Here is an 11518-nt window from a genome sequence, read left to right as displayed (position 1 = left end):
AAATGTGTTGTTCAATCGCGGGTGAAGTCAAAGGCCCGCCAGTCTTCTCGCGCGTAGGTGGCCCGGTGCCTGAACCCCTGCCGGACCATATGGTCCACCAATCGGGTTTCGTCCCTGTCCAGGATGCCGCTCATGTACACCGTACCACCCGCACTAATGCGTTGGTACAACGCCGCGCTACAATCCAATAGTACGTTGCGGTTGATGTTTGCCAGTACAAGGTCGTAGGGCTTGCCGATGGGTACATCTTCCAGCTGGCCGTGTATCACTTCATCCAGTTCCACGCCATTGGTCGCGGCATTCTCCAGGGTACTATCGTAGGCGGGCCGTTCGATATCCACCGCCGCTACCCTACCCGCCCCGAGTCGCTTTGTCAGGATGGCGAGCACCCCGGTGCCGCAGCCGAAGTCCAGCACGTTTTCCGCCTTTACCGGCTCCTCGGCAAAGTAGTCCAGTACGCGCTCGCACATCATATGGGTGGTCGCGTGGTGACCGGTCCCGAAGGCCATTTTAGGGTCGATCACCAGTTCGTGCTGCATGCCCTGCCGTGGGGGGTGGAAGCTTGCCCGGATCAACAAGCGGTCGCCGATTTGGATGGGCTGAAATCCGCTCTCCCACACCTCGTTCCAGTTTTTGTCCGGCAATTCTTCCCAGGTATAGGTGAACGCAAAGCGGCCGTCCAATTCATTCAATACTTCAATCCACTGGGGGTGGTTGCTCGCATCTGCGTAGGCATCCAGTCCCACTTCCGTCACCTCAAAGGAATCGAAGCCCGCATCGGCCAGGTAGGCCAGCAGGACGTCGCTGACTTGTTCTTGGCAAGTGATGCGGTAGCGGTTGTAGGTCATAAGCGTTTGGGCGGGTGCGCAGGTGCAAGGTAATACGGTGAAGTGCATTGTGGGTTTCTTAGGTCGGGTGGCTTCTGGTCCGAGATGTTTTGGTTGCTGCGCAACATGGGGGGCACCACGGATTGCGCGGATTTTCACAGATTCGTGCACGGATGAAGTTGAGGTCGTTGGGGTGGTTCAGGTCGGGTGGCTGTTGGTCCGAGACGTTTTGAACCGCGGATTACGCAGAACGCGCAGATTTTTTCGCAGATCTTTGGTCAAGCGGCCTCTGGTCCGAGACGTTTTGGTTGCTGCGCAACAAAGGGCGCGGCCGACGAGGGCCGACGAGCTCTCCCTCTCGGTAGTAGCTTTGTCGATATGAAAGTAGTGGTGATGTACATCGGGAAGACCAATGAGGCGTACCTACGCAGCGGCGAGGCCATTTACCAGAAACGGCTGTCGCACTATTTGCCGATCTCGTTTGAGGAGATTGCGGATGTGCGCAAGGCCGGTAAGCTTTCGGCGGATCAGCTGCTTGTGAAGGAGGCGGAACTGATCGAGTCACGCATTGCTCCGGAAGATCGCCTCGTCCTGCTCGATGAGGCGGGGGAGCTGCTGAGCAGCGTGGAGTTTGCTACGTACATGGAGAAGGAGTTGCAGCGGCCCGCCCGGCGGTTGGTCTTTCTGGTGGGCGGAGCTTACGGATTTGCCCCGTCGGTGTACCAGCGAGCCGACGCGAAGCTCAGCCTCAGCAAGATGACCTTCAGCCACCAAATGGTACGGTTGTTCTTTACGGAACAACTGTACCGTGCCATGACCATCCTGCGCAACGAAAAGTACCACAACGTATGAAGGGGGATGATCTACTTCGGACGTTTCGCCGCTTTGTTGAGAAAGAGCGGCTACTGAAGGGTGACGAAAAGCTCCTCGTTGCCGTGAGTGGCGGTATGGACAGCACTACCCTCGCCCACCTATTGCACCGTGAAGGGTTCAAGATCGTTATCGCGCACTGCAATTACAACCTACGCGGTGAGGCTTCGGTGCTGGATGAGCAAGTAGTCCGGCGGCTGGCGGATCGCTTGAGCGTGGCTCTTGCGGTGCGTTCGTACGATATGGCTGAACATTCGGGCAATACGCAGTTGGTGGCACGGGACTTACGGTATAGTTATTTTGAGAAAATATTGGATGAGTACTCTTGTGACTTACTCGTTACCGCCCACCACCTGGAGGATTCGCTGGAGACACTTCTCATTAATCTTATTCGGGGTACCGGCATCAGCGGAATCAAGGGAATGCCGGAACAAACAGCCTTTCCCCTCGTCCGGCCCTTTCTTGGATCCACTCGCAGTGAAATAGAGCAATACGCCCGGGAACATTCCGTGGAGTGGCGGGAGGATACGAGCAATCCTACGGACGACTACCTCAGAAACCGTGTCCGGCATCGGCTGTCACCGCTATTGTTGGAATTAGGTCTAACGGAGAGCAGCCTCGGCGATACCCTGTCAAACTTGCGCTCCGCAGAGCGATTCTATAGAATCGGTCTGGAGGCAGCCGGAACATCATATTTACGTCAGGTGGAAAATACGCTAGTGTTCGACCGTCAGTCGGCGAATCACTTAAACCAGGCAGACGTCACCACCCTGCTCAGGTACCATACTGCGGGTATGCACTTTACGGAGGAGGACTACCGTCAGATGCTCACCGTGACTGGGTCGCGAATCATTTCGGGAGCTGCTCATCGGGCGAGGGTAACACCTTCGGCGATAGCTTTTGAATCCATTCCTTCCGTAGCTAATTCTCAAGAAGTTACAATTAGCGAATTGCCAGTTGGTATTGCCACCCCACAGGGTACGATCGAGCTGAGCATCGTTTCCCGACCGGGTAAACTTACGGGTCGCGACCAGTACTGCCGGCTTACCGAATTGCCGCTGCTCCTGCGTCCCCGCCGTAGTGGCGATCGCTTTCAGCCCTACGGCATGACGGGTAGCAAGAAGTTGAAAGACGTGCTGATCGACGCTAAGGTACCGGTGTGGGAACGCGATGACCTTCGTGTGCTCTGCGCTGCCGACGGGGCCATTATGGCGGTCGTCGGTCACCGGATTGCCGCTCCCTTTGCGGTCAGGGAAGGGGATGAAAGGGTGCTTAGGGTCCGGCTGAAAAAAGAGAACCCCGAATTGCCGTAGCATTCCGGGGTTCTGCAAATGGTAGTAGAAAGCTTAGACCTTAGTGCCTATTCCGGAACCTGCTTGGGATCGAGGAGATCGTAGAACTGGTTCAGGCGGGGAAGCAGAATGATGCGGGTACGACGGTTGGTCGACCGGTTTTCCGGCGTGTCGTTGGCTACCAGCTGGTTGTACTCACCACGACCGGCGGCGATCAGGCGATTGGGATCGATGTCGTACTTGTTCTGAAGGGCCTTAACAACGGCAGTGGAACGGAGGACGGAAAGGTCCCAGTTGTCCTTGACACAGGCGCTGTTGATGGGGACGTTATCGGTGTAGCCTTCGACCATGAGGTCAAGGTTGGGGCGGCTCTTGGCAATCTGGGCGATCTTTTCGAGCACCTCACCGGCACGCTCCGTGATCTGGTAGCTGCCGCTCTTGTAGAGCATCTTGTCCGACAGGTTAATGTAAACGACGGTTTTGTCGACCTTGATGTCCACGTCTGCATCCTCGATGCCTTCACGCAGTACGCTCTTCAGGTTTACGGCGAGGGCGAGGTTGATGGAGTCGGCCTTGGACTTGGCGGCCTGCAGCAGGCGGATGTAGCGGTCCTTACCTTCCAGTTGCTCCAGCGTCTTGCCGATGTTCTGGTTGGCTCCCTGGCTGAGGACGGTTAGGTCGCCGACCTGCTCGATCTGGGCGTCGCGTTGCTTACGCAGGTCTTCGATTTGCTCCTGGCGAATCTGGGCCTGGGCCTGGGCGTTGTCGTACTGGTTCTTGATCTGGGTCTCGCGGCGTTCGCACTCGGCCAGTTGCTGCGCGTAGCGGTTAAGCTCCTGGTCGCGTTGGGAGAGGAGTGAATCGCGGGAGGCAAGATCGGTCTGTAGGGATTCGTACTTTTTCTTGCTTACGCAGGACGAGAGTCCAACGGCAAGAACGAGAAGGAGAAGGGTAATCTTTTGCATAGTATAAGGTTGAGAGATTTAAACCGCCGGTGCGTTACCGGAAGTAGGCCATAAAACAATGGCTGGCTAATCATGTTCGTCGCAGCGAATCGGACTACAAATATTGCTATTTTATTTTCAGGCCGTAAATATATCTCGCAAAAGCGGCTATTGCCGAAGAAGTGTAGCCGTAGCCGTACGGTCTCCGTCCCTTAGCCGTAGTAGGTACCAGCCCGCCGGCCAGTCCGATAAATCGACTTCGAGGGAGGCGGGAAACAGGGCGGAACGCATCATGGGGGACAGGCCCACTTCTTTCCCGAGGATCTCGATCACCTCCAGTTGTGCCCCGTCCGGGACGGGATAATTGGTGATCAGGTTGACCCGGCCGCTGCTCGGATTTGGGTACACACTCTGCAGAATCAGCTCCGTCGGGTTTTCCTCCACGCAGCGGGTGAGCAAGAATTGTTGTGCGGCAGCGACGTTGAGGGCACCGCCACTGCTGGACCTGAACTGCAGGGACGGATTTGCGTCGACCGAAGCGAGAATGGCCTGCCGGATTGCCAGCGCGGCCGCGGAAGGGTCGGTTGCAACCAAGTTCTGAAAGGACGCACAGGGAGTTGCGTACAGCAGGGCGACGGCCCCCGTAACGTAGGGTGCGGCCGCACTCGTACTTCCGAAGTTCCCGTATCGATTGTTGGGACGCGTCGTGTAGCTGCCCTCTCCCGGCGCGCCGAGGTCTACGTGCTCGCTGCCAAATCCTGCGGATGAAAACAGGCGGTCGTCTTGATCGAGGTTGGTCACGCCAATCAGATATTCGCTGGGGCAGTCGGTCGGCATGTCTCCCGCCAGATCTACATCACGGGCGGCATTGACTGCGCTGGCCGCCGTAAGTACGCCGACCGCACCGAGCTTATCGTACATCCCGCCCCACACCGGAAAGTCCGCACACGTCGCTCCTTCAATGCCGAAACTTGCGTTCGTGACTACCACATTGGCGCCCATCTGGCCGGCGGTGCGCAGGTGCAATGATTTTTGACTGATCACATATTCGTACGCCGCCACTATATCCGCAACCGTCGTGATGGAGAAAAGCATGAGTTCGCTCCTCCAGTTTGTGCCCGCTACACCGATTCCGTTGTCGCCCTCCGCCCCGATGAGGCCGGCAACCTGGGTGCCGTGAGTATCGGAGCCGTACTCTCCGGCATTCGCGACAAAATTCCACCCGTGGACGTCGTCGATAAATCCGTTCCCGTCGTTGTCGATGCCGTCTCCGGCCACCTCACTTCGGTTGTTCCAGAGGCTGTTGCGGAGGTCCTCGTGACCGACATCAAACCCTCCGTCGAGGACGGCGGTCACGATGGGAACACCATTCGGGGAGGATCCGCCAACGGTCACCTCCCAGGCTTCCTCGAAGCCGGCGCGCGCCAGGTTGGATTGCTGAACGTACAGGGGGTCGTCCGGCAGGCTGCGTGGACTGACCTGCCAATTGTACTGGACGTTACGTACTGCCGGATCGGCACGCAGGCGATCAAAGGCTTGGGCGGTGGCAATGGAGTCGGCAAAAACCAGCAGGTAGACGCCCTTCGCCAGCATTCGCTTGCCGGAGTACAGTTTCCCCCGCCCCGCCGGTTGCTGGTTGGACGGCACCCATTCGCAGATCAGTTCCGTTTCGATGCGCTGCCCGGAGAGCTGGAGGGCAAAGAGCAGCAGCAGACTGATTAGGGGCACACTCCTCATGCTACAACGATTCTTGCCGCCGCAGCAGTTTTTCGCCGACGATGCGCGCGCGGTAGGCCACTCCCGCCATCCAGCCGCCGAAGAGGGTCCAGCCGATGATGGTGGGATAAAATACCATGCGCATGGTGCTGTCGAGGTCTTCACCGCCCATTGCCGGATTGCCTTCCGCCCCCGGATGCAGGCTGGTCGCGCTCAGGCGGGGCAGGATGTAGATCAGCGGGATCAGACAGGCGAAGGCGAAAATATTGTACACGGCACCCAGCCTTGCGCGTTGCTCCGGATCGGGAAAGGCTGCTCGCAACACGAAGTAGCCGGCGTAGATCAGCAGTGCGATGAGGGTAGTGAACTGCTTGATGTCCCAGTTCCAGTAGCTGCCCCAAGTGTATTTTGCCCACACCGCCCCGGTGAGTAGGCCCAGAATACCAAACAGCATTCCCACGCCGGTGAATACGACCGACCACTGATCGGTCCGCTCCAGGGGACTCAGATCGGTTAACCCCACCGTGGTATCCAACGTATGCGTACCCCGCCGCGACTTGATGACCAGGTAGCGGATGGCGTACACCACGGCCGCGATGAAGAGGAACATCATGGCAAACCACAGGCTCACGTGGAAGTAGGTGTTGCGGATGGTCTCGCTCAGCAGGCCCCGGTAGGGGAAGGTCATGGAGGGATTGGCGATCAGGTCGCCCTTCTGCATGGCCGTACGCTCCCACTCCGCCCGTACGGCGGCAAGGTCGCCGGGGGGTTGTTGCTGACGGACGATCACGGCGTCCGGCACTACAAAGGCACCATTGGCCGCTCCGGATACGATGAGCGAGAGCTTCTTGCTGCCCGTCTCGGTGGTGGGCAGGTAATCCGGCACGACAAAGGTGGCGGTCGCGCGTCGGTCGTCCGTGACCTTCACCTCGGTAGCCTCGATGGCGTAGCCCTCGCCGTAGTTCAACCAAGCGCGACTGCTACCGCCGTCCTCCTGAAAGCGGGTATTGTAGCCGAGCAGGTCGAACGACTGGATCGATCCGGGAGTCGCCGCATTCGGGGTTACCGAAAGCAGATTGGGTTTTAGGGGGACGAGGAGGCCGGCAACGAGCGCGTAAACCAGGATCAGCACCGCAAGGAGTTTCCACCAGTGCTGCCGCATAAGTTTTTCCATGGGACAAAGTTACGCAGGCCGCTGAGCCCGGAAGGTAATTGTCGGGACAGCAGCCCAAAAACAGACAGTTGCGTGATACGAACGGTAAATTTTGCTTAACAAACCAAGTCCGCCGACTGATCGTTAAATTAGCGATACCAACCCGCCTCCCATGTCCGCACAGATCAAGAACGGTACGATTCTCCTCGCCGAACCCTTTATGCTCGATCCGAACTTCAAACGCAGCACCGTCCTGGTCGTAGAGCACAACCCCGAGGGTAGCCTCGGCTTCATCATGAACCGGCGGGTCAATATGCGCGTCGACGCCCTGGCAAAGGAATTCCCGGAGTTCGATGCGCCGGTGTACTTCGGCGGTCCGGTCGGCACCGACACCGTACACTACCTCCACCGCAAGGGGGATCTGCTGGAGGGAAGCGACGAGGTCATGGAAGGCATATTCTGGGGCGGCAACTACGAAAAGCTGCGCTTCCTGATCGACCAGAAGTTGATCACGCCCTACGACATTCGCTTTTTCGTCGGGTACAGCGGGTGGTCGGACAGCCAGCTGCAGGAGGAACTGGAAGGAGGGAGCTGGGTCACTGCCCGCATGGATCCGAATTACTTATTCAAGAGTGACCCGGAGAAACTGTGGTCGCAGGTTATGGAGAACAAGGGCGATACCTTCTCGGTAATCGCCTCAATGCGCGAGGAGCCCAGCTACAACTAGGGCAGTTCGGTCCCGGGCGGGTACTGGCTTAATCACTACTTTTGCTCCATGAACGGAGACGTACTTACCGCGCTCAGATCCATCCTCATCGAAGAGGGAAGGGTATGCCTACCGGGCATTGGGACCCTGCTGGTGGTGGGCCAACCCGCCCTGGTAAGTTTGATCGAAGGGAAGGCCAAGCCCCCCTCGGCCCGGGTCGACTTCAACGCAAATCTGGTCGTCGACGACGGCAGGCTCGAACGGGAAGTACCCCACCTGCCGGACCTGAAGGCCTTCCTTGAGTCTACCCGCCACAAGCTCGAAGCGGGCGGCACGGTCGTGCTGGAAGGCATCGGTAGACTATACAGGCTGTCCGACGGTGAAATACGATTTTCACCGATGGCCGAAAACTTCAGCAAGGACAGTTTTGGGCTACCGGCAGTCGCTCTGAAGCCGATCCTACGGAAGGAAAAGCGACCGGCAAACGAACGCAAACGCCGGACGCCCCGCTTGCCCCGCCGGTCCAAGACCGCCGGTACCGAGCTTTCCGACCGCACCCGACGCATCATCTGGTACACCACCGGCCTGGTCGGACTGGTCCTGGCAATTTTCCTGCTGTTTCGGATCGCCGGACTCTTCGGTACACTGGTTGGCGGATCGGATGCCCAAGTCAGTCGGGATATTCCCGCGGAAAGGCTGAACGTTTCTCCGGGACCTACCATCCCGGCGGTGCCCCCACCGACCGTCGACGCCAATCAGATCCGTCCGCAAGCCCCACCGAAACACAATGAATCCCCTACGAAAATTGCTCCTGCGACCCCGCCGCCCGCCGCGCCCGTAATGAATGAGGCCATCATCGCCATCGGACTATACGGTCGGCAACGCAATGTCGACAAACAGACGGGCCGTCTCCGGGAAGCGGGCTATACGCCCTATACCGACAAGGAGGGCAGAAACACCCGCGTGGGCGTACGGATCACCTACCGGGAGGATGCGGAACTGAATCGGGCGTTGGCCGACATTCGGTCCCGCTACACCGAAGATGCCTTTGTGATGCGCGTCAACGGCGAGGAGCGTCGGCCCCAATAAAAAAGCCCCGATCCGGTGAAGGATCGAGGCCAGAAAGAACTTAGGAAGTTCTGTGCCGGAGGGGGGAGTCGAACCCCCACGCTCGTAAAAGCACACGCCTCTGAAACGTGCATGTCTACCAGTTTCATCACTCCGGCGAGTAACGGGGCCGCAAAGATATACGGCCGGGAAGAATTTACAACTAGGGCGACAAACTTTTTTGCCGGTCCGTAAAAAGTACCGCCAGTGGGAATCGAACCCACACTCCCGGAGGAACTGGATTTTGAATCCAGCGCGTCTACCAATTCCGCCATAGCGGCCGGTACTCATTCAAGCGGAGGCAAAAGTAGGTCACCGAATATTAGCCCGCAACCAGTTCGGCGATTAAATCATACTCGGTCGCCGAAACGATGCGCGCCGTAACCATATCGCCGGTGCGCAGGTAAGCGGTGCCGGCATCGATGTGCACTTCGTTGTCTACGTCGGGGCTGTCGTACTGGGTACGGCCGACGTAATTTTCCCCATCCTTGCGGTCGATCAGCACGCGGGTGATCTCCCCTACCCTCGCCTGATTCAGTTCGTAACTGATCTCCTGCTGGATCTCCATCAGTTGGCTGGCGCGCCGCGCCTTTACCTCCGCGGGTACGTCGTCCTCCACTTCGTAGGCGCGGGTATCTTCCTCGTGGGAATACTGAAACACTCCGAGTCGCTCGAAACGCATCTCCCGCACGAAGTCGCACATCTCCTCAAACTCGGCTTCCGTCTCGCCGGGGTAGCCGACCAGGAAGGTGGTACGAATGGCGATGCCGGGAACGGCCTCACGGGCGTAGCGAATGAGTTCGGTAGTATCCCGGCGGGTGACCTGACGGCGCATCCGTTGCAGGACGGCATCGGACCCGTGCTGCAGGGGAATGTCCAGGTAGTTGCACACCTTCGGCTGGGCGGCCATCACCTCGAAGATTTCCCGGGGAAACTTGGAGGGGTATGCGTAGTGCAAACGGATCCACTCGATGCCGTCTACGGCGGCCAGCGCCTCGAGTAGCGTAGGCAGCATGCGGCGCTTGTAGAGGTCGAGACCGTAGTAGGTGAGTTCCTGGGCGATCAGCATCAGTTCCTTTACCCCGGTGCGCGCGAAGTGCTCTGCCTGGCGGACCAGCTCCTCGATGGGCCGGCTAACGTGATCTCCCCGCATCAGCGGAATAGCGCAGAAGGAGCAGGTACGGTTACAACCTTCACTGATCTTAAGGTAAGCGTAGTGCTCGGGGGTGGTGATGAAGCGCTCCCCGATCAGATCGTGCTGGTAATCGGCTTCCAGGCGACTGAGCAATCCGGGCAACTCCATGGTACCGAAGTAGTCGTCGACCTCCGGAATGGCCTGTTCCAGGTTATCCTTGTAGCGCTGCGAAAGGCAGCCGGTGACGTAGAGCCGGTCGATCTCGCCGCGGGTCTTCCGGTCGGCGTAATCGAGAATGGTATTGATGCTTTCCTCCTTAGCCAGGTCGATGAAGCCGCAGGTGTTGACGATGACGATATTGGCCGCCTCGTTGCTGTCGTGTTTGACGTCGTAGTCGTTGGCCTTCAGTTGGGTCATGATGTTCTCCGAATCGACTAGATTCTTCGAACAGCCCAGGGTGACGACGTTGACCTTGTCCGGCCTCAGTGTTTTGGTTTTCATGCACTTGCGCTTAGCGGCCGCAAAGGTACGTAATCCTTTGGTGCATTCGTGGCTAGTATACCCGGCCCATCATTTCGTGCTCCACGATGGCCCGCTTTAGTTCGAGGAAGTCTACCTCGGCCTGGTGGCGGTAGACCACTTCTCCGTCCGGAGCAACCAGTAAAGTATACGGGAGGGCACCGTTCCAGTCCGGGTCGATGGCTTCGACCAGTTCGTAGATGTCCTTGCCAGCGAAGAGGTAGTTAGGTACGCCGGAATGGACTTTTTCCAGAAACGCGAGCGCCCGCTCTTCGGCGGCCGGTTTATCGGCAGAAACGGAAATGAACTCGAAATCGCGGGCCCCATACATTCGCTGCAACACTAGAAATTCCGGGTACTCAAGTACGCAGGGACCGCACCAGGTGGCCCAGACGTTGATCAACCGCAGTTTATCGCCACCTTCGTTGGCCACCAATTCCTTGATCTTCGCTACGTCGGCCGTTTCGAGGGTTACCGGCCGGGCTTCCCAGGTTTCCCGCGCCTGCTCGTTGTATTCCGTTTTCCAGGACCATTTGGTGGAGCAACCGAAGGTTTTGGTCGTGGGTTCCGGTACGGGGTTGCCGGCCAAAAGAGCGTCGGTAGCGGCACGGAGGTCCTCGGCGTGGGCACTGCCCGGTTTCTCGCTGCGATCGATGCGACCGGTGTAGCGGACTACGCGTTCTTGATCCAGAATAAATAAGTGGGGGGTAGCCACCGGACCGTACGCAAGCGACGTTCGGTGGTCATCTCCATCGTAGAGGTAGGGAAAGTTGAAGCCGGCGTACTCGGCCCTTTCCTCCATTACGTCGTAGTCGTCGTTAAGGTCGGTATACCCGAGTTCCTCGTAAAGAAGTCCAAGGGGACTGTTGGGACTGATGGCAATGAGTTGTACGCCCTTGTCCTGGTAATCACGCTGAAAATCGATCAGCCGCTGCTCGTAAGCCTGGGCGGTCGGGCAGTGGTTAGAAGTGAAAGCCAGCACGATGATTTCGGCATCGCTGTAGTCGGCAAGTCGGTGCATTTCACCGTCGCTTCCGGGCAATTCGAAGTCAGGCGCTTTTTCTCCGACGGCGATGGTGGGCACCTCGCGTTTTTCGAGGGCCTGGGGGTTGGCTCGGAAACCGGCAACTTCCTCGGTATGCTCCACTACGGTAGCTTCGGTGGTGGGGGTGGCATCTGAGCCACACGCGTAAATTAGAAGAGACAGAAGCAGGGGAAAAAAGCGCGATATCATGATCTACAGGTTGTG

General features: G+C 58.2%; 10 protein-coding genes and 2 tRNA genes. 4 read left to right on the top strand and 8 right to left on the bottom strand.

The annotated features are described in order from the left end of the window. Positions 1–11 precede the first annotated feature (11 nt). Positions 12–896 (bottom strand): 50S ribosomal protein L11 methyltransferase, encoded by an 885-nt coding sequence (prmA, locus tag GGR28_RS02735; protein WP_183494179.1) that lies wholly within the window; start codon positions 894–896, stop codon positions 12–14. Between the two features lie 309 nt (positions 897–1205). Between prmA and GGR28_RS02730 the strand changes: the two genes are divergently transcribed. Both GGR28_RS02730 and tilS read left to right on the top strand, forming a co-directional pair. Continuing rightward, positions 1206–1679 (top strand): 23S rRNA (pseudouridine(1915)-N(3))-methyltransferase RlmH, encoded by a 474-nt coding sequence (locus GGR28_RS02730; RefSeq protein ID WP_183494178.1) that lies wholly within the window; start codon positions 1206–1208, stop codon positions 1677–1679. After that, the gene (tilS, locus tag GGR28_RS02725; RefSeq protein ID WP_183494177.1) at positions 1676–3010 is read left to right on the top strand and encodes a tRNA lysidine(34) synthetase TilS; all 1335 of its coding nucleotides are present in this window, start codon (positions 1676–1678) and stop codon (positions 3008–3010) included. Before GGR28_RS02730 ends, tilS begins: the two co-directional genes overlap by 4 nt. Positions 3011–3057: 47 nt before the next feature. On the opposite strand, the gene GGR28_RS02720 is transcribed toward tilS, so the two are convergent. The 3 genes from GGR28_RS02720 to GGR28_RS02710 all read right to left on the bottom strand — a co-directional run bounded on the left by GGR28_RS02720 (position 3058) and on the right by GGR28_RS02710 (position 6823). Next, positions 3058–3954, bottom strand: a complete 897-nt coding sequence (locus tag GGR28_RS02720) for an OmpA/MotB family protein (RefSeq protein WP_183494176.1) — start codon at positions 3952–3954, stop codon at positions 3058–3060. Between the two features lie 147 nt (positions 3955–4101). Next, positions 4102–5661, bottom strand: a complete 1560-nt coding sequence (locus GGR28_RS02715) for a S8 family serine peptidase (RefSeq protein WP_183494175.1) — start codon at positions 5659–5661, stop codon at positions 4102–4104. Between the two features lie 10 nt (positions 5662–5671). Further along, positions 5672–6823: a cytochrome c biogenesis protein gene (locus GGR28_RS02710; RefSeq protein WP_183494174.1), complete on the bottom strand. Its 1152-nt coding sequence runs from the start codon at positions 6821–6823 to the stop codon at positions 5672–5674. 151 nt (positions 6824–6974) lie between these two features. On the opposite strand from GGR28_RS02710, the gene GGR28_RS02705 reads away from it, so the two are divergent. After that, positions 6975–7529 (top strand): YqgE/AlgH family protein, encoded by a 555-nt coding sequence (locus GGR28_RS02705; protein ID WP_183494173.1) that lies wholly within the window; start codon positions 6975–6977, stop codon positions 7527–7529. A gap of 48 nt (positions 7530–7577) precedes the next feature. Next, the gene (locus tag GGR28_RS02700) at positions 7578–8597 is read left to right on the top strand and encodes a hypothetical protein (protein WP_183494172.1); all 1020 of its coding nucleotides are present in this window, start codon (positions 7578–7580) and stop codon (positions 8595–8597) included. Between the two features lie 53 nt (positions 8598–8650). On the opposite strand, the gene GGR28_RS02695 is transcribed toward GGR28_RS02700, so the two are convergent. The 4 genes from GGR28_RS02695 to GGR28_RS02680 all read right to left on the bottom strand — a co-directional run bounded on the left by GGR28_RS02695 (position 8651) and on the right by GGR28_RS02680 (position 11503). Next, positions 8651–8734 (bottom strand) — tRNA-Leu (locus tag GGR28_RS02695). Positions 8735–8814: 80 nt separating this feature from the next. Beyond that, positions 8815–8896, bottom strand: a tRNA-Leu gene (locus GGR28_RS02690). A 41-nt stretch (positions 8897–8937) separates the two neighbouring features. After that, complete coding sequence (gene rimO / locus GGR28_RS02685) at positions 8938–10251, bottom strand: 30S ribosomal protein S12 methylthiotransferase RimO (RefSeq protein WP_183494171.1); 1314 nt, start codon at positions 10249–10251, stop codon at positions 8938–8940. 52 nt (positions 10252–10303) lie between these two features. Next, positions 10304–11503: a redoxin domain-containing protein gene (locus GGR28_RS02680; protein WP_183494170.1), complete on the bottom strand. Its 1200-nt coding sequence runs from the start codon at positions 11501–11503 to the stop codon at positions 10304–10306. Positions 11504–11518: the final 15 nt, after the last annotated feature.

Origin of the sequence: Neolewinella aquimaris, assembly GCF_014197245.1 — a bacterium.
Taxonomy (GTDB): Bacteria; Bacteroidota; Bacteroidia; order Chitinophagales; family Saprospiraceae; genus Neolewinella; species Neolewinella aquimaris.
This window is presented reverse-complemented; position numbering and strand designations above follow the sequence as displayed.